The 17,734-nt window shown below is 71.0% G+C and carries 17 protein-coding genes and 1 pseudogene; 10 read left to right on the forward strand and 8 right to left on the reverse strand.

What is annotated here, in order from left to right; all coding sequences use genetic code 11:
- Nucleotides 1–198: 198 nt before the first annotated feature.
- From OHS70_RS06910 to OHS70_RS06925, 4 genes are all read left to right on the forward strand, one after another.
- Nucleotides 199–714, forward strand: a complete 516-nt coding sequence (locus OHS70_RS06910) for a GNAT family N-acetyltransferase (protein WP_328394727.1) — start codon at nucleotides 199–201, stop codon at nucleotides 712–714.
- Nucleotides 715–867: 153 nt separating this feature from the next.
- Nucleotides 868–1,485, forward strand: a complete 618-nt coding sequence (locus OHS70_RS06915; protein ID WP_328394728.1) for a TetR/AcrR family transcriptional regulator — start codon at nucleotides 868–870, stop codon at nucleotides 1,483–1,485.
- A gap of 24 nt (nucleotides 1,486–1,509) precedes the next feature.
- Nucleotides 1,510–3,183, forward strand: coding sequence for an acyl-CoA dehydrogenase family protein (locus OHS70_RS06920; protein ID WP_328394730.1), 1,674 nt, complete (start codon nucleotides 1,510–1,512; stop codon nucleotides 3,181–3,183).
- A 253-nt stretch (nucleotides 3,184–3,436) separates the two neighbouring features.
- Complete coding sequence (locus OHS70_RS06925) at nucleotides 3,437–3,925, forward strand: potassium channel family protein (protein ID WP_328394732.1); 489 nt, start codon at nucleotides 3,437–3,439, stop codon at nucleotides 3,923–3,925.
- A 212-nt stretch (nucleotides 3,926–4,137) separates the two neighbouring features.
- Here the strand turns inward: OHS70_RS06925 and OHS70_RS06930 are convergent, their stop codons facing one another.
- From OHS70_RS06930 to OHS70_RS06940, 3 genes are all read right to left on the reverse strand, one after another.
- Entirely contained in the window at nucleotides 4,138–4,491 is a 354-nt protein-coding gene (locus OHS70_RS06930) for a cupin domain-containing protein (protein ID WP_328394734.1), read from the reverse strand.
- A 106-nt stretch (nucleotides 4,492–4,597) separates the two neighbouring features.
- The gene (locus tag OHS70_RS06935) at nucleotides 4,598–6,055 is read right to left on the reverse strand and encodes a sensor histidine kinase (protein ID WP_328394736.1); all 1,458 of its coding nucleotides are present in this window, start codon (nucleotides 6,053–6,055) and stop codon (nucleotides 4,598–4,600) included.
- Nucleotides 6,052–6,846 carry a response regulator transcription factor gene (locus OHS70_RS06940; protein WP_328394738.1) on the reverse strand — a complete coding sequence of 265 codons (795 nt, stop codon included), beginning with the start codon at nucleotides 6,844–6,846 and terminating at the stop codon, nucleotides 6,052–6,054. The genes OHS70_RS06935 and OHS70_RS06940 overlap by 4 nt, the downstream gene beginning before the upstream one ends.
- Before the next feature lie 249 nt (nucleotides 6,847–7,095).
- Between OHS70_RS06940 and OHS70_RS06945 the strand changes: the two genes are divergently transcribed.
- The gene (locus OHS70_RS06945; RefSeq protein ID WP_328394740.1) at nucleotides 7,096–7,728 is read left to right on the forward strand and encodes a carbonic anhydrase; all 633 of its coding nucleotides are present in this window, start codon (nucleotides 7,096–7,098) and stop codon (nucleotides 7,726–7,728) included.
- Complete coding sequence (locus tag OHS70_RS06950) at nucleotides 7,722–9,680, forward strand: SulP family inorganic anion transporter (RefSeq protein WP_328394742.1); 1,959 nt, start codon at nucleotides 7,722–7,724, stop codon at nucleotides 9,678–9,680. Before OHS70_RS06945 ends, OHS70_RS06950 begins: the two co-directional genes overlap by 7 nt.
- 93 nt (nucleotides 9,681–9,773) lie before the next feature.
- Here the strand turns inward: OHS70_RS06950 and OHS70_RS06955 are convergent, their stop codons facing one another.
- The gene (locus OHS70_RS06955; protein WP_328394744.1) at nucleotides 9,774–10,460 is read right to left on the reverse strand and encodes a DUF2848 domain-containing protein; all 687 of its coding nucleotides are present in this window, start codon (nucleotides 10,458–10,460) and stop codon (nucleotides 9,774–9,776) included.
- A 121-nt stretch (nucleotides 10,461–10,581) separates the two neighbouring features.
- Between OHS70_RS06955 and OHS70_RS06960 the strand changes: the two genes are divergently transcribed.
- Together OHS70_RS06960 and OHS70_RS06965 are read left to right on the forward strand one after the other, a co-directional pair.
- Nucleotides 10,582–11,907 (forward strand): MFS transporter, encoded by a 1,326-nt coding sequence (locus OHS70_RS06960; RefSeq protein ID WP_328394746.1) that lies wholly within the window; start codon nucleotides 10,582–10,584, stop codon nucleotides 11,905–11,907.
- 44 nt (nucleotides 11,908–11,951) lie between these two features.
- Nucleotides 11,952–12,752, forward strand: coding sequence for a carbon-nitrogen hydrolase family protein (locus tag OHS70_RS06965; RefSeq protein WP_328394748.1), 801 nt, complete (start codon nucleotides 11,952–11,954; stop codon nucleotides 12,750–12,752).
- An 84-nt stretch (nucleotides 12,753–12,836) separates the two neighbouring features.
- Here OHS70_RS06965 and OHS70_RS06970 read toward each other — a convergent pair whose 3' ends face one another.
- On the reverse strand, nucleotides 12,837–13,484 hold the full coding sequence (locus OHS70_RS06970; RefSeq protein ID WP_328394750.1) for a GntR family transcriptional regulator: 648 nt from the start codon (nucleotides 13,482–13,484) through the stop codon (nucleotides 12,837–12,839).
- A gap of 146 nt (nucleotides 13,485–13,630) precedes the next feature.
- On the opposite strand from OHS70_RS06970, the gene OHS70_RS06975 reads away from it, so the two are divergent.
- Both OHS70_RS06975 and OHS70_RS06980 read left to right on the forward strand, forming a co-directional pair.
- The gene (locus tag OHS70_RS06975; protein ID WP_328394752.1) at nucleotides 13,631–15,124 is read left to right on the forward strand and encodes an APC family permease; all 1,494 of its coding nucleotides are present in this window, start codon (nucleotides 13,631–13,633) and stop codon (nucleotides 15,122–15,124) included.
- Nucleotide 15,125: 1 nt separating this feature from the next.
- The gene (locus tag OHS70_RS06980; protein ID WP_328394754.1) at nucleotides 15,126–15,542 is read left to right on the forward strand and encodes a universal stress protein; all 417 of its coding nucleotides are present in this window, start codon (nucleotides 15,126–15,128) and stop codon (nucleotides 15,540–15,542) included.
- Between the two features lie 470 nt (nucleotides 15,543–16,012).
- On the opposite strand, the gene OHS70_RS06985 is transcribed toward OHS70_RS06980, so the two are convergent.
- From OHS70_RS06985 to OHS70_RS06995, 3 genes and pseudogenes are all read right to left on the reverse strand, one after another.
- Entirely contained in the window at nucleotides 16,013–16,171 is a 159-nt protein-coding gene (locus OHS70_RS06985; protein ID WP_328394756.1) for a hypothetical protein, read from the reverse strand.
- Nucleotides 16,172–16,217: 46 nt separating this feature from the next.
- A complete protein-coding gene (locus OHS70_RS06990; protein ID WP_328394758.1) occupies nucleotides 16,218–16,859 on the reverse strand; it encodes a lamin tail domain-containing protein in 642 nt (213 codons plus the stop codon).
- A 333-nt stretch (nucleotides 16,860–17,192) separates the two neighbouring features.
- Nucleotides 17,193–17,492 (reverse strand): annotated as a pseudogene (locus OHS70_RS06995) (amino acid permease); the annotation flags it as partial.
- Nucleotides 17,493–17,734 lie beyond the last annotated feature (242 nt).

Consider the following 17,734-nt stretch of genomic DNA (forward strand, 5'->3'; position numbering starts at 1 on the left):
CGATCCGTGCGGAGTCGCCGTACCGCGTACGGCAACTCCGTACAGTGACGAAAACTGCGCAGTGTGTAGTCAGGATGGCGGAAATGGTCCTTGAGCGGGCTGCCGGTTGGCGAAAAGACTTCTCGTGCCGAGGCGGACGGCGCCCGACGAGGCACCGCCGCACACCACCCCCGTTCGCAACGTGAGGAGACGCGCCGTATGCCCGACGCCGGCTCTCCAGGCATCGCACACCCGATCACGCTGAACGACGGCACCACCACCCGGACCCGGGAGGTGACCGCGGCCGACCTCGGACCGATCCAGGCACTGCACCGCCGCTGCTCGCCGATCAGCCGGGCCCTGCGCTATCACGCGGGCAAGCCCCAACTGACCACGGCAGGTTGGCGGGTGCTGTCCGACCCGCAGCGCGGCACCACCTTGGTGACCACCACCGAACAGCACACGGACCGCATCATCGCGATGACCAACGTGATGCGTACCGACGAGCAGGGGGTGGGCGAACTCGCCGTACTGGTCGAGGACGCGTGGCAGTCCAAAGGGCTGGGCACCGCGCTGGCCGCACACGCTGCCCAGGTGGCCCGCCGGGCCGGACACCACACCCTGACCGCGGCGGTCGCCGCGGGCAACGCACCCATGCTCCACGTACTGGAGAACCTGGACGCGCCGCGTACCCGCGCCACCGGTCCCGTCCTGGACATCCAGATCCCGCTGTAGCCGTGCGGCAGGCCGGCGGCGGGCGCTGCGCGGTCCGGACCGCCGCGCCCGCCGCGGTCGCCGCGGCGGCCGTGTCCGGGCGTCGGCGACCGGGCCCGTCCGGGCCGTGTGCGGGGCTGGCGCGAAGTTCTGAACGATGGTTCACTTGTTTGCATGGCCTACCGCAAGACACCCGCCGTGCAGGACCGGCTGGCCGCCGCCAGGGAGCACCTGGTGGCCCAGGCCACCTCCGTGGTCGCCGACGTGGGCTGGGCGAACGCCTCCGTCACCGCGGTCGCCGCCGCGGCCGGCATGTCGGTCGGCTCGGTCTACCAGCACTTCCCCTCCAAAGGGGCACTGGCCGTCGAGGTCTTCCGCCGCGCGTCCGGGCGGGAGGTCGAGGTGCTCAGCGAGGTGCTCAGGGAGGGCAGCGGGAACCCGGTCGAGCGGCTGGCGCTCGGCGTCAGCGTCTTCGCCCGCCGTGCCATGGAGAACCGCGGTCTGGCCCACGCCCTGCTCGCGGCCCCGGCCGAACCGGCCGTGGGCCAGGAGCGGTTGGGGTTCCGGCGCCGCTACCGCGAGGTGTTCGCCGAGGTGATCCGTGAAGGCATCGGCGCGGGCCTGCTCCCCGGCCAGAACGCCGACGTCACCGCCGCCGCACTGACCGGAGCGATCGGCGAGGTGCTCGTCGACCCGCTGTCCGGTCCTGCCGAAGTCACCGCCGCGGGCGATCTGGTCACCGAGCTGGTGGCGATGTCCCTGCGCTGCGCGGGCGCCACACCCGCCGAGTGACCCCTACGACTTCCGAGGACTGTGATGACCGCAACCGCAGACGCCGCACTGCGCAGCAACCCCACCGCTCGCACCCACGAGGTGACCAACCAGGCGCCGCCGCTGGTCGGTCACGATGTCGCCGACGACACCGTGCTCCTTGAGGGTGTGCGGCGCGAGGGCGCCGAGTGGTACGTCGACGACCTGCACCGGGTGGGCCGGCTGGCCGGCTCGGAGGAGGTCCGGCGCTGGGCCGAGGAGGCCAACCACTACGAGCCGGTGCTGCGCACCCATGACCGCTACGGACACCGGATCGACGAGGTGGACTTCCACCCCTCGTACCACGCGCTGATGGACGTGGCCATCAGCGAGGGCCTCGGCGGTGCGCCGTGGGCCGACGACCGGCCGGGCGTCCATGTGGCGCGCGCGGCGGGCTTCATGGTGTGGAGCTCGGCCGAGCAGGGGCACGGCTGCCCGGTGTCGATGACCTACGCCGTCGTCCCGGCCCTGCGCTCCGCGCCCGAGCTGGCCGCCGTGTACGAGCCGCTGCTGACCAGCCGGTCGTACGACCCCGGTCTGCGCGCGCCCGCGAGCAAGCGCGGGCTGCTTGCGGGCATGGGCATGACCGAGAAGCAGGGCGGCACCGACGTACGCGCCAACACCACGGTCGCCACCGGGCAGCCGGACGGCACCTGGCGGCTGCGCGGGCACAAGTGGTTCACCAGCGCCCCCATGAACGACCTGTTCCTGGTGCTGGCGCAGGCCCCGGGAGGGCTGTCCTGCTTCCTGGTGCCGCGGGTGCTCCCGGACGGCAGCCGCAACACGTTCCGTATCCAGCGCCTCAAGGACAAGCTCGGCAACCGCTCCAACGCCAGCAGCGAGCCCGAGTTCGACGACACCGTCGCCTGGCTGGTCGGCACGGAGGGGCAGGGGGTGCGGACCATCATCGACATGGTCACGATGACCCGGCTCGACTGCATCCTGGGTTCCGCTTCGGGCATCCGTACCGCTCTGGCACAGGCCGCCCACCATGTGCGCCACCGCAGCGTGTTCGGTGCCAAGCTGATCGACCAGCCGCTGATGCGCAATGTGATCGCCGACCTGGGGCTCGAGTCCGAAGCGGCGACCACCCTCGCGCTGCGGATCGCGGGAGCGACCGACCGGGCCCAGCGCGGCGACGCCCAGGAGCGGGCGTTCCTGCGGCTGGCCACGGCCGTCGGCAAGTACTGGGTGTGCAAGCGGCAGCCCGCCGCGGTCGCCGAAGCCCTGGAGTGCCTCGGCGGCAACGGCTATGACGAGGCGTCGGGGATGCCGCGGCTGTACCGGGAGGCCCCCCTCAACGGCCTGTGGGAGGGCTCGGGGAACGTCAACGCGCTCGATGTGCTGCGCGCCCTGACCCGTGAACCCGAGTCCCTGGAGGCGTTCCGCGCCGAGATCGAGGCCGCCGCCGGTGCGGACGCGCGTCTCGACGACGCATGGCGGCAGCTGCGCAGCGAGCTGGTGCTCACCGAGGACGCGGCGCTGCGCTCCCGGCGGCTGGTCGAGCGCATGGCGCTGGTGCTGCAGGGCTCCCTGCTGGTCCGCCATGCCCCGACCGCGGTGGCCGACGCGTTCTGCGCCTCCCGGCTGGCCGGCGACCGGGGGCTGGCCTTCGGCACCCTGCCGACCGGGGCCGGCCTCGCGGCTGTCATCGAACGCGTGCCCGGCACGACAAGCTGAGCGCGCTTTCCGTTGCGGGCCCGGACCTCGCCCCGGGCCCGCACGGACGTTTTTGATACGACGCCGTCCCGATGGCGCCCGACGGAAGGTCGCGTCACGCCGGGAGCCAGTGCGTGCCACCGGCCGAGGCCGCCTGGTGCCGGAGCCCAGGCCGGACCGGCCTCGACAGCCGGCGAGTGTCAGATCCCGTCGTGCTCCGCGTGCCCGGTAGCCTCGCCCACACGATCTCGTCCGTGGCCCGGAGGGTCTGCCCGTGCAGCAGTCGTTCTTCACGCTCTTCCTGGCCCGTCTGCTGGGCAGCCGGTGGTGGCGGACCTTTCATATGCGAGCCGTCCTGTGGGTGTCACTGGCCACCGCGGTCGTCCTTCTCGCCGGATCGGCGCTGATCGTTCCCGTCGAGGAGGGCGCCCCCGGAGCCACCATCACCTCCTTCCCCAGGGCGATCTGGTGGTCCGTCGAGACGGCCACGACGGTCGGCTACGGCGACATGTACCCGGTGACCGGCTGGGGCCGTGTCATCGCCGCGGTGGTGATGCTGGCCGGGATCACCACCTTCGGCATGGTCACCGCGGCCATCGCCACCTGGTTCGTCGGCAAGGCGGAGCAGGACGCACACGAGGTGGGCGCGGCGGTCCGTCACTACACCCGGGAGGGCGAAGAGGCCTTCCACGCCGAAGTCCGGGCACTCCACGAGCGGTTCGACCGCGTCGAGCACCTGCTCGAGGGAAGCGACGGGCGGTGAGCGCGGCCGGGCAACCGGCGATGCGTGCCTTCGATCAGGGCTGACGGTTGTCCCCGCGGCTGCCGGTCCGTGGCCCGATGGCATGATCAAGGCGTGACCAGGGAATCCGCCCGGCTCGGGCCCAAGAGGTATGTCCTGTTCGAGTCGACGGCACATTGATCGACTCCGTTGCCGGGAACGCGTCTCGGAGCACCTGAAGATCCGCCGTCAAGCTACGGCAGGGTGATGTGGTACGCCTTGCGCAGCGTCTCGTGCACGGTCCACGTGGTCCGGTCGCCCTCGCGCAGCACGCACGCGTCACCCGGTCCGACGTCGAAGGTGTCGCCGTCCTCGACGGCGATGGTGGCCCGGCCGCTCACCACGACGAAGAGTTCGTTCGCCTCGGTGTCGGTCACCACGCCCGGGGTGATCTGCCAGATGCCGCGGATCTGCTTGCCGTCCTGCGACTCCCACAGCACCTTGCCCGACACCTCGGGAGTGCCCTGCACGATCTGCGCCGGGTCGAGCGGGTCCGCCTCCAGGACGGCTGCGGGGACGTGTACGGCAAAGCTGGTGAACGTGGTCATGGAACGGGACGCTAGGCCATCGCGAACCATGCCGCCCAGGGACACACTGCCGCCCTCCTCACCCGCCGGGACGACGTTGTGACGAGCCACGATGCGACGAGCCTGGTCATCTGTCCCTCGTGCCCCTGCCGGCGCCGACCACCGGACGGCGGCGCGGATGCGGGAGGCGCAGCCGGCCGACGGGGCGGCGGGGCATCGCCGGCCGGAGCCGCACGACGGCCCTCAGCCCGCCGCCCGGGGCGGGCAGCAGCGTGACCTCGCCCCCGCTGACCAGGGTGAGCCGCTGGACGAGGGAGAGGCCGAGTCCGGTGCCGCCCTTGGGCGCGCCGGGGGCGCGCCAGAACCGGTCGAACGCGCGGCCGCGCTGCTCGGCGGTCATGCCGGGGCCCTGGTCCTGGACATGCAGCTCCGCCCGGCCTGCGAGGTGCCGTCGCGAGACGGTGACCATGCTGCCCGTGGGGGCCGCGCGCAGGGCGTTGGAGAGCAGGTTGTCCAGAATCTGCTCGAGCGCCCCGGGCACCGCGAAAGCGGTGCCGATCTGCTTGCCGACCAGGACGAGGCGTACGCCCTCCCTTTCGCACAGCGGGGACCAGGTGTGGATGCGCTGCTTCACCACCCGGTCCACGTCGACGGGTTCGGGGGTGAGTGCCGCCTCCTCCATCCGGGCGAGCGCGAGCAGGCCCTCGACCATGCGGCCCAGCCTCTCGGTCTCGGTCATCGCCGCGTTCAGGCCGGCGCGCAGATGGGGCAGGGTACCGGGTTCCATGTTGTCCAGGTGCAGTCGCAGCGCGGCGAGCGGGGTCTTCAGCTGATGGGAGGCCTCACCGGCGAAGGCGCTCTGGGACGCGAGCAGATGCTCCAGCAGGGCGGCCGTACGGTTGAAGGTGGTGGCCAGGCTGCGTACTTCGGGCGGGCCCGAGGTCACCGATGCCGGGGTGGCCAGACTGCCGCCGGCCAAGGTATGGGCGGCGCGCTCGAGTTCGAGGATCGGGCGGCCGATCCAGCGCGCCAGCGCGAAGGCGGCCATGGCGGCGGTGGCGAGCACCGCGAGCCCGCCCAGTCCCAGCAACAGCCACACCTGAAGGACGTTCTTCGCGATCGCGTCGGTGGGGACGGCCAGGCGCACCGCACCGTCGACCGTGTCGCCGTGGCGTACGGGAACGGCCACCGAAAGCCACTGCACGCCGCCGACGGTGGAAGTCCGTACGGTCGCACCGTCACCGCCGCGCAGCGCGGCGCGGATCTCGGGGCGCCGCGCCAGACCGGCTCGCCGGCCGGGCCCGAGTGAAGGGGAGGAGGCGAGCAGGGTCCCTTTTCCGTCGACGACCAGTACCCGCCCGCCGATGCGTTCGGCACAGTCGGCGACCCGCTCGGCGAGTTCACCGGAGCGGCCGGACGAGAGGGACAGGGCGGCGTGGGCGGCGATCGACTCCGCCTCTTCCGTGGCCGCGTTGACGGCGCGCTCACGCTCGGCGCGGCTGTAGACGTAGCCGAGCGGGATCTCCAGGCAGACGAGGACGAAGACGGCCAGGGTCAGATAGCTGAGCAGCAGTCGCCGTGTCATCGCGGCTGCGGCTCCGTCCGGGGAAGGCCGGTGCCGCTGTGGGGCCGTACCGCGAGGCGCAGGCCCACTCCGCGCAGGGTCTGGATCCAGGCAGGGTCGCCCAACTTGCGTCGCAGGGTGGCCACATGGACGTCGAGGGTCTTGGTGGGACCGTGGTAGTGGAGATCCCAGACCCGGTCGAGGATCTCCTGGCGTGAATAGACCGCCCCCGGGTCCTCGGCGAGCAGAGCCAGCAGGTCGAACTCCTTGGGGGTGAGGACGACCGGGCTGTCCCCGATCCAGACCTGCCGGGTGCGGCGGTCGACGACCAGCGCCCCTGTCCGGGAGGGCTGCCGCGGTACACTCCCCGGCTCGGGCAGTGCGTCGGGTGCGGGATCGGGATGCTCCCGGCCCGCCGGTGCCCCCGGTCCCCACTCGGGTGCGGCGCCCGGCCGTGCTGCCGTGCGGCGGGTCACCGCCCGGATGCGCGCCACCAGCTCCCGGACGCTGAAAGGTTTTGCCAGGTAGTCGTCGGCGCCCAGTTCCAGGCCGAGCACCCGGTCGGCCTCCGTACCGCGTGCGGTGAGCATGATGATCGGGACGTCGGAGACCTGGCGGATACCGCGGCAGACGTCGACGCCGTCCATGTCGGGCAGCCCCAGGTCGAGCAGGACGATGTCGCCGTACGGGCCCTGGAGTCCCGCGGAGCCGGTGGACACATGACCGACTGTCAGTCCGTAGCGGACGAGGCCCTCCACCAGGGGTTCGGCGATCGTCTCGTCGTCCTCGATGAGCAAGGCCCGCAGGGTCATGGAGTTCCGTCTTCCCGTGAATCCTGAGTGAATCCTGACAGCACGAATTCCCGATGGTCCGCACCCGGGACGATCACCGTACATTTGATTGAATCAACGGCAGGCAGGTCCACGGACTTTGGGAGGCAGGTCACAGCACGGCACCCAATTCTGAGGTGGCTCTAGCCTTCCCCTAACCTTCGCCTTGCCTCGCCCTCTCTACGGTGTTGAGCCAGTTCCCGGCCCCAGCAACCCACCTGAGGAGGCATCATGAAGGCTCTGCTCGAACGCGCCCGTTCCTTCCGGCGCCGCGTGGATTTCGAAAGTGACACATACCGGAAACTCGCCGAGGGGCAATTTCCGCAGGCACTCTTCATCGCCTGTTCCGATTCCCGCGTCATACCCGCACTGATCACCGGTGCGCGTCCCGGTGAGGTCTTCGAAATACGTAACGCAGGTAACATCGTGCCGGCCTACCGGCCGCATCTGGTGTCCGGAGAGGCCGCCACCGTCGAGTACGCGCTGGAGGTGCTGGACGTTCGCGACATCGTCGTCTGCGGGCACTCGCACTGCGGCGCGATGGGCGCGCTGGCCTCGGGCAAGGACCTGTCCGCCCTGCCGCGGGTGGATGCCTGGCTGGAGTCGGCGAGGCCGGGGCTCGCGTCCGCCCTGGACCGCGTACCGGCCGGCCCCGTCGACGCCGCCGGCTTCGCCGAACGGATCGCGGAGCTGGCACAGCTCAACGTGCGGGCGCAGCTGACCGCACTGCGCGCATACCCGGCGGTCCAGCGGCGGCTTGCGAAGGACATGCTCAGGCTGCACGGCTGGTACTACGAGGTGGACACCGGCCGTCTTCAGGAGCTGGATGAGGACGGCAACTCCTTCCAGGTACAAGCATGCTGATTCCGGGTCAGGAGCAGAAGGAGGCGCAGGACCACGCCGCGGGGCACGGCGGCCGCGGCCGGCACCGGGCCGGCCGGAGCTCCGGACGAAAGCCGGGTCGTATACGAAGTCCCTACGGCAACGCCCCTCCCCCGGACGCGACCCGGTCACGGCAGGCACCGGCCGGCCGGCCGAAGAGCGGAACGACGGGCGGCGCCGGACAGAAGGAGAAGGTGAATCTCGCCACCGAGATCGCAGCCTCCTTCGTCGTCTTCCTTGTCGCGCTCCCCCTGTGCATCGGCGTGGCCGTGGCCTCGGCCGCGCCGCCCGAACTGGGCATCATCTCCGGGGTCGTCGGCGGCCTGGTGATCGGCATGGCGCGCGGCAGCACCCTTCAGGTCTCCGGCCCGGCGGCCGGTCTGGCGGCGCTGGTCGCGGAGGCCGTACTGGAGCACGGCCTGGCCATGCTCGGAGTGATCGTGCTGGCCTCCGGCGTGCTGCAGATCGGGCTCGGGCTGATCCGGCTCGGGCGGATGTTCCAGGCCATCTCCATCGCGGTGGTGCAGGGCATGCTGGCAGGGATCGGACTGCCGCTGATGTTCGGCCAGGCCTATCCGCTGGCCGACGCCAAGGCGATCGGCAGGCCGGTCGAGAACCTGCTGGGCATCCCCGATCTGATCGCGCGCACCGTGGCCGATCCGCAGAAGGCGATCGCTGCCGGACTCGGTGTCGCCACCGTCGTGCTGAGCTTCGTCTGGAAGAAGCTGCCGGGCCCGCTGACGAAGGTCCCGGCGGCCTTGGTCGCGGTGGCGGGCGGTATGGCGGTGGCCTCGCTGCCGGGGGTCGACATCGCCACGCTGAAGGTCGGCAATCTGTTGGCGTCCGTGCAGGTTCCGGGGCCGACGCAGTTCGCGGCACTGGCCGGCGGCTCGGTGCTGAGCACCGTGCTCACGTTCACGATCATCGCGTCTGCGGAGAGTCTGTTCACCGCCGCCGCCGTGGACCGGATGCACACAGGTCAACGCACCCGCTACAACTCGGAGTTGATCGCGCAGGGCGTGGGCAACACCATCTGCGGCGCCCTCGGCGCGCTCCCGATGACCGCGGTCGTCGCGCGCAGCTCCGCGAACGTGCAGGCCGGCGCCAAGACCCGGCTGTCGCGCACGCTGCACGGCCTGTGGCTGCTCGCCTTCGCCCTGCTGCTGCCTAACGTCCTCGCTCTCATCCCCATCTGCGTCCTGGCGGGTGTCCTGGTGCACAGCGGCTGGAAGCTGTTCGCGCCGGAGGAGTTCCCGAAGATGTGGCGGCAGGACCGCGGCGAGTTCGTGGTCATGACGCTCACCACGGTCGCGATCGTCGCCACCGCCCTGCTCGAGGGTGTACTGGTCGGACTCGCCGCGGGCGTGGTGCTGGCCGCGCTGCGGATGTCCCAGGCGTCGGTGCGCACCAGCGTGGAGGGCGACACCGCGAAGCTGGTCATGGCCGGCAATGTGACCTTCCTGCGGCTGCCGAAGCTGATCGACGCCCTGGAGGCGGTCGCCGCCGCCGGGACGCCCCGGATACGGCTGGATCTGACCGGCGTGGCTCACTGGGACCACGCCTGCCGCAGCCAGGTGGACGAGTTCGTGGCCAAACACCGGGGGGCGGACATCAGGGTGGAGCTGCTGCGCCCGAACACCCCGAACGCGCCGGCTCCCGCCGGGACTGCCCCCGAGGCGGATCCGGCACCCGACGGCGGCGGGGCGCCCGCGCATGTGCCGGACCCTGAGCCCCGGCCGGAAGCGTGGGCGGGTCCCGAGCCCGGGCCGGAAGCGTGGGCGGGCCCTGAGCCCGGGCCGCAGACGCAGTGGTTCTACCTCGACCCGACCCCGGTCGAGGATCCCGGGGGACCGATGGGCCCCAGGGAGCCCTTCGATTCCCTGACGTCACCGCTGTCGGCGCAGGAGTTCGAGACCTGGGGGCGGATGCGCTGACGGCGCCCGGCGCCTCTGGCGGCGCCGCGAACAGCCGCACACGACGAGGGGCGACGGGCCGCCGCGCGGCACGTCGCCCCTTGCGCCGTCCGTTCAGCCGATCGGCGCCGGCATCGGCACGACGTCATAGCCGAGCTCGATGGCGTCGCCGGTGGCCGGGTCGGCCAGCTCCACGCGCCAGCGCCCGGCGAACTGGTCCACGCCCTCCGTCATGGGAATCGTGCCCGAGATCAGGACCGTGCCGGGCACCAGGTCACCGCGCTCTCGCAGCACGTCGGCCCAGTAGGCCGGGGTGAGCAGCTCGGCCAGGGTGCCGTCCTGGATCGCGGTCTCCTCGTCGCCGTGGGTCACCCAGGCGCGCAGGGTGAGCTCGTCGAGGCGGTCCTGGACGTCCGCCAGCCGCCATGCCCGGCGCGCGAGCACATCGGGGCCGGCGTTCTTGCTCCAGGCCACGCCGTGCACCTCCAGCTGCCGGTCCGTGTGGTCGCAGGCGGCGGTCAGCAGCAGCTCGCCGGCGCCGTCCACCACCAGCGCCCACTCCGCCTCGCCCGAAGTGCGTCCGTGCTGCACGCTGATCTGTTCGGTCTGCTGGGCGAGGTAGGGGGAGACCGGGTAGAGGGCCGGGGTGACCGAGGGGGCGGGGACGCCCAGCTCGGCGAGCTCCGCCACATGCGCGGCCACGTCCTCCTGGCTGCGTCCGGCGTAGCCGGCGTTGAGCACCTGAACGACGTCGACGTCCCGGGTCGAGCCGTCGGGCAGTTCGAAAGTCAGCAGCGCCATGATTTCTCCACGTTGATCGCGATACCGGAGCGGTGAACTTTGCGCCTGGGGCTTGCGCATACGACCTGTATACAAGAAGTATGCCGGAAGGTCGACATCCCGCCTCACAAGGACGGACAACGTGAACAAGCCTGAGAGCAGCGGCGCCGTACGCCGCGCCTTCTTCGCCAGCCTCACCGGCACGGCTTTGGAGTGGTACGACTTCGCGATCTACTCCGCGGCCGCGGCCCTGGTCTTCGGTGACCTGTTCTTCCCCTCCGAGGACCCCACCACGGGCACCCTGCTGGCCTTCTCCACGTACGCGGTCGGCTACGTCTCCCGTCCGCTCGGCGGGTTCGTCTTCGGCCGCCTCGGTGACAGGATCGGCCGCAAGAAGGTCCTCATCACGACGCTCGTGCTGATCGGCGTCGCCACCCTGCTCATCGGCCTGCTGCCCACCTACACCAGCATCGGTGTGACCGCCCCGGTCGTTCTGGTGCTGCTGCGCTTCGCCCAGGGCGTCGGTGTCGGCGGCGAGTGGGGTGGTGCCGTACTCCTCTCCAGCGAGTTCGGCGACCCGCGGCGCCGCGGCTTCTACGCCTCGGCCGCACAGATAGGTCCCCCGGCCGGCAATCTGATGGCCAACGGTGTGCTCGCCGCGCTCGGCGCACTGCTGACCGAGGCCCAGTTCCTGGACTGGGGCTGGCGCGTGGCGTTCCTGCTCTCCGGTGTCCTGGTCGTCTTCGGTCTGTGGATCCGCACGAAGCTCGAGGAGACGCCCGTCTTCAAGGCCATGGAAGCCGAGCAGAACCGCCCCTCGGCCCCCGTCAAGGAAGTCCTCACGACCCACCCCCGCCGGCTCGCCGCCGCGATCCTCTCCCGGGTCGCCCCGGACGTGCTGTACGCGCTGTTCACCGTCTTCGTGCTGACGTACGCAACGGGCGAGCTGGGCATGTCCCGGGGTTCGGCGCTCACCGCCGTCCTCATCGGTTCCTCGCTCCAGGTCTTCCTGATCCCGCTGGCCGGCGCCGTCTCCGACCGTTTCAACCGCCGTCTCGTGTACGGAGTCTCCGCGGCCGCCGCCGGCGTCTGGCCGTTCGTCTTCTTCCCGATGACCAGTGGCGGGAGCTGGACGCTCCTCGCGCTCGGCGTCGTGGTCGCCCTCGTACTCCACTCGTTCATGTACGGGCCTCAGGCGGCTTTCATCGCCGAGCAGTTCGACCCGCGCCTGCGCTCGACGGGCTCCTCCCTCGCGTACACGCTGGCCGGTCTCATCGGTGGTGCGATCGCGCCGCTGATGTTCACCGCGCTGCTCGACGCGTACGCCTCCTGGATCCCGCTGGCCCTCAACATCCTGGTTGCCGCCGGCGTCACCGTCACCGGTCTCCTGCTGGGCCGCGACGCTCCCGAGGAGGAGGGCGCGACGGCCGGCACCGCAGAGCCGAAGACCGCTGTCGCCACCGGCTGAGCCCGGCACTCCTGGCAGCCGGCACCACCACAGGAAGGACCCACATGCGCATCGCGCTGAGCCAGATCACCACCGGCCCCGAGCCTGAGAAGAACCTCGCCGTCGTGCGCGACGAGGCACACCGCGCGGCACGAAGCGGCGCCCGGCTCGTGGCCTTCCCCGAGGCGACGATGGCGTGCTTCGGGATCCCGCTCGGGCCGGTCGCCGAGCCGCTGGACGGGCCGTGGGCGAACGGACTGCGGGCCGTGGCGCAGGAGACCGGCCTGGTGGTGGTGGCCGGCATGTTCACCCCGGCGGGGGACGGCAAGGTCACCAACACGCTGCTGGCCACCGGTCCCGGCGTCGAGGCCTCGTACGACAAGATCCATCTGTACGACGCCTTCGGCTTCGCCGAGTCCGACACCGTCGCCCCGGGGTCCGAGGTGGTCACCATCGATGTCGACGGCGTGCGCATCGGCCTCGCCACCTGCTACGACGTCCGGTTCCCCGAGCTGTTCCGCGCCCATGCCGACGCGGGTGCCGTCGCCTCACTGCTGCTCGCCTCCTGGGGCGCGGGCCCGGGCAAGCGCGAACAGTGGGAGCTGCTGACCCGCGCCCGGGCACTCGACGCCACGCTCTGGCTCGCGGCGGTCGGCCAGGCCGATCCGGCTATGTCCGGTACGGCGCCGGAGTCGAAGGCCCCGACCGGCATCGGATTCAGCGCGCTCGTCGGTCCCGACGGGACGGTACGGGACCGCCTCGAAGCGGGACCGGGTCTGCTCGTCGCCGACCTGGACATCGAGGAGGTCGCATCGGTGCGCCGTTCCGTGCCCGTGCTGGCCAACCGCAGGCTGGGCCGGGCCTGACCCAACGGCGAAGTCCCGTGTCCCGACGGCCGCCGGGACACGGGACTTTCGTACGCCGGGGCCGCTGACGGTGCCGCCCGCCGGCTATCCGGCGAGCAGGACCCTGAGGGTCGACTCCAGATGGCTGTCGATCGCGGCCCGCGCCGCCTGGGCGTCGCCGGCGTCGATCGCCGACAGGATCGCCTGATGCTCGTCGAGCACCGCCTCCTGCCGCCCGTGCTGGTTGAACAGCGCCACCACTCCGGCCCGGATCTGCCTGCTGCGCAGCCCGTCGTAGTGCCGGTCGAGCAGGGCATTGCCGACCGCGGACACGATCGTCGCGTGGAAGAGGTGGTCCTCGGCGATGAACTCCTTGGCCAGCTCCGGCCTGCTGAGCGCCCGCTGCCGCTCCAGGATCTCGGCGAGCTCCTGCACCGGAGCGCCGCCCTTCGCGATGACCTGCTCGGCGGCGTAGCGCTCGACGATGCCGCGCAGCTCCACCAGTTCGGTGATCTCACGCCCCGTCAGCGGCACGACCTGCGCTCCCCGCTTGGGCACGAGCCGCACCAGGTCCTCGGCGGCAAGCAGCAGCAGCGCCTCACGGATGGGCGTACGCGAGACCCCGATGCGATCGGCGATCTCCTGCTCGGAAAGGAAGGTCCCCTGCATCGCGGGGTCGGTGAGGACGTGTTCCTTGAGGTACGCGTACGCCCTGTCCCGGCCCGATTCCACGACTACCCCCTCAGGTTGCATACAACGAGTATACGGAAATTACCACGCGGTAGACCGGGCCGGGAGGCGATGAACCCACCCCCGCCCGGCCCCGGCGTGCCCGCCATGCGCCGCGCTCCGGGCTGGGCGAATATGCGTATGTCCCCGCTCCGACGAAGCGAGAGTCCATGGCCGAAGATGTCGCGGACGCCGGCCCGCCCACCGAACTGAAGGCCAACGCGATCGGATTCCTCGACGCGCTCGTCATCGGCCTCAACGCCACCTCTCCGGCGTACTCGCTGGCCGCGGCCATCGGCCCGATCGTCGCCCTGGTGGGCATCTACGCCCCCGGCGTGATGCTCGCCTCCTTCGTCCCCATGCTGCTGATCGCCTCGGCCTTCTACTACCTCAACAAGGTCGACCAGGACTGCGGAACGACCTTCTCATGGGTGACACGGGCGATGGGGCCCTGGTCCGGCTGGCTCGGCGGCTGGGCGATCACCATGACCGGCGTCCTGGTGATCGGCTCGCTGGCCGACGTCGCCGTCCGTTTCGGGTTGCTCGCGGTGGGACTCGACAGCTGGGCGGACAGCGCGGTGATCCGGCAGACGCTCGCGGTGGTCGTGATCCTGGTGATGACGGCCGTGTGTGTCATCGGCACCGAGATGTCGGCCCACGTCCAGAACGTGCTCATCCTCGCCCAGGTCGCCTTCCTGCTGGTGTTCGCCGTGGTCGCCATCTACCGCGTCTATGCCGGTACGAGTTCCCTCGACCCGGTCATGCCGTCCTTCGAATGGCTCAACCCCTTCGGCGCCGGCGGTGCGGCGCTGACCGGCGGGCTGCTGCTCGGAGTGTTCATCTACTGGGGCTGGGAGTCCGCGGTGAATCTCACCGAGGAGATCAGGGACTCCGCCACCGCCCCGGGCAAGGCCGGCATCTGGTCGACCGTGGTGCTGCTGGTGACGTATCTGTCGGTCGCGATCGCTGTCGTCGGCTACGCCGGCACCGCGTTCCTCGCCGAGAACGCCTCCGAGGAAGAGGCGATCTTCGCGGTGCTCGCCCGCGAGGTGCTGGGCGGCTGGGACTGGATCGTGCTCCTCGCGGTCTGCACGTCCGCGCTGGCCTCGACCCAGACCACGATCATCCCTGCGTCCCGCACGGCGCTGTCCATGGCCCGCCGTCAGGCCCTGCCGCATCGCTTCGCCCACATCCACCCGCGGTTCCGTACACCCGATGTGAGCACCTGGTGGGTGGCTGCGGTCGCCATCGCGTGGTACCTCGTCGTCAATCAGATCAGCGAGAACGCCCTGTTCGACTCACTCACCGCGCTCTCGCTCCTCATCGCCTTCTACTACGCGCTCACCGGCCTCGCCTGCGTCGTCTACTACCGCCGCCATCTGACCGAGAGTCTGCACAACTTCCTGCTGATCGGCGCCGGGCCGCTGATCGGAGCCGGCTTGCTGGCCTGGCTGCTGGTGGAGTCGGTCGTCGACATGTCGAACCCGGCGAACTCGTACAGCGGCGTCTCCTGGTTCGGCCTCGGCCCTCCGCTGGTCATCGGTATCGGGATCAGCCTGGTCGGCGTGATCGTCATGTGCGTCTGGCGGCTGCGGTCCGGCACGTTCTGGGAGGAGCGCCGCGGCGTGGCCGACCCGGAACTCGTCCATCGCAAGGAGCCCTGAGATGTCCGTCGTCCTGGGATACGACGAGTCGCCCGGAGCGGTCCGGGCCCTGCGGGTGGCGATCGAGGTCGCGGCCGCGTTCGGCGAGCCGCTCTTCCTGGTGTTCGGCGCCGCTGCCCCCGGCGGCCTCGGCGAGGAGTACCGCGCCCATCACGAGGCGATCCGCCAGGCCGGGCGCACGGCGCTCGCCCATGCCGTCGAGTCGGCCGACGAGGCCGGTGTTCCGACAGCCGTCGAGATCGTCGACGAGACGCCGGCCCAGGCCCTGCTCGAGGCCGCCGAGCGCCATCGGGCGCGGGTCATCGTCGTCGGCAGCTGGGGCGATAGCCCGCTACGCGGCGCCCTGCTCGGCTCCACGCCCCACAAGCTGCTGCACCTGTCGCCCGTCCCCGTACTCTGCGTACCGACCCAGGACTGACCTGAGGGTCACGTCCCGGGCCACGTAAAGGTGGCGTCAACGCACCTCGCTCCTGCGCCAGGAAGGCGTCGAAGCACGGAGCCACCCGCGGCGCACGCGGCCGGCGGACGGACGTTGGCCGTGGCGGCCGGCGAACCCGGCGCCGCGGGTGAGGTCTCGTCAGAACTTCTCCGGGCGCATCAATGCGGCCGCCGGACAGCCCACGATGAAGACTGCGACGATGAGGCCGTCGACCTTTTCCATGCTCATGCTCGATCAGCTCCCGAAGGCAGTAGGCGGGTAGGGCGAGGCGGACGGATCACTCTCCACATAACCCCGCCACGGCCCTGCCGGGCAGTCACCTTGACGCCACCTTGCCGTCGCTCCCGGTGATGCTGACGCCGCGTTGACGCATCTGCAGCGTGCCGACGCCGTGTACCGGGCGCTGCGGGCGAGCTCGCCGACGCGGGCATCGTGTACGAGGCGGACGGTCACAGCGAGGACGACCCGATCGCCGACAGCTCCACCGAGAACGGCCGCAGGAAGAACCGCCGGGTGGAGGTCTCGTTCACCCGCTCGGATGCGCGGTCGGATACGCGGTCGGATACGCGGTCGGACGCGCGGTCGGATACGCGGTCGGGCTGACGCACCGCGGCGCCCGTACCCGGTGAGGGCACGGGCGCCAAGGGCACGGGGTCAGGACCGACGGCCGTCGTGACGGCGGTCGTGGTCACGCCGGTCGTCATAGCGCCGGTCGTCGTGACGCCGGTCGCCGTGGCGGCGGCCGTCGTGACGCCGGTCGTGGTCACGCCGGTCGTCATAGCGCCGGTCGTCATGGCGCCGGCCGTCGCGACGGCGGTCGTCGTCGTTGTGGCGGCCGTACCTCGCGGTGTCGACCGTGCGACCGTCGTCGTCACGCAGCGTGGCCTTGTCCGACCAGTTGCCCCATACGTAGGTGCTGCGGTCCTGGTACACATGACCGTCCCTGTCACGGCCGTAGCCGGTGTGGACACGGATCGTGGAGCGGCCGGAGATGCGTACGTCGTCGAAGGTGTAGCGCTTGCCGTCGCGGTTGGTGAGGGTCCAGCCGTCGAGATCGACCGAGCGGCGGCCGATGTTGGTGACGTCCACCCATTCCGCGTTCAGGCTGCGGTTGGAGTAGTCGTCGCGGCCGGGGCTGTCGTACTGGATGTGCCCGAGGACGACGGAACGGGTGTCCCAGTTGCGGCCGCGGTCATGGCCGTCGTCGGCCGATGCCGGCGTCGCCATGGAAGCGACGACGGCGCCCGACGCCAGAGCGGCTGCCGCGATACCGCGGACAGTCCGAGAAGCAGACATGATGCTCCCTCAAGTAGAGGCATCCGCCCCTGGTCAGGGCCTGGATGCGCGATTGCGGTCCCCGGCCGGAGCCGAGGACCACACTTTGTCGCGCCAACCTCCACACAAGCATCACAACTGTCCGTTGTTACATAAAGCGGACATTCCTGTAACTCTCACCTGCATGGCGCACATATCTTCCGGGTGCATACCAGGGCATTCCTGCCCTCTACACCGGTCCGTGCAACGATCAACAACAAGCCCTTTCCGGCGGCTCCGGCCATGCGTCGACCACCCCACGCCCCGACCCGCCGCGCGCCCGGCCTTCTGTAACGGCCGCCTGTGACGGCGCCGTCAGGAGTCCGGCGCCGAGAGCCGGAACCGGAGCCGGCAGATGACCGCGTCGGTGTCGCGGCGCAGGGCGTGGGCGACGACGGCGCCGCGCTGGTCCTGCAGCAGGCGCTGCCACAGACGCGCAGGTTCAGCCTCGGGGATGAGGACAGTGATCCGTGCCCCGGGCGTCCGCGCCGCCAGCTCACGTACGTAGCAGGCGATCGGGCGGCCCAGGGCGCGGTGCGCGGACGGAATACGGACGAGCGGCACGCCGGGGTTCCACAGGTCCCAGTCGCGGGCGAGTGCCTCGGCCTGCGCGCGGGTGGCGTACGACGCGCGGTGGGCCGGCGATCTCCGCGACGCCTGCCTGTGCGCGGCGCTCCTCCTCGGGCTGCTGGTCGTGGTCGACGCGGGCAACGGCACCCTCAGCGGCGGTCGTTCGACGCTGTGGGCGGGGTTGTCGGTGGTGCTATTCGTGGTGCTGCTGCCGGCGCGGGTGACGGCGGGGCGGGGATGGATCCACAGCCGGGGCGTGCTGGTGGCCCAGCAGGTGCGGACCGACC

This window comes from Streptomyces sp. NBC_00390 (genome assembly GCF_036057275.1).
Classification (GTDB): Bacteria; Actinomycetota; Actinomycetes; order Streptomycetales; family Streptomycetaceae; genus Streptomyces.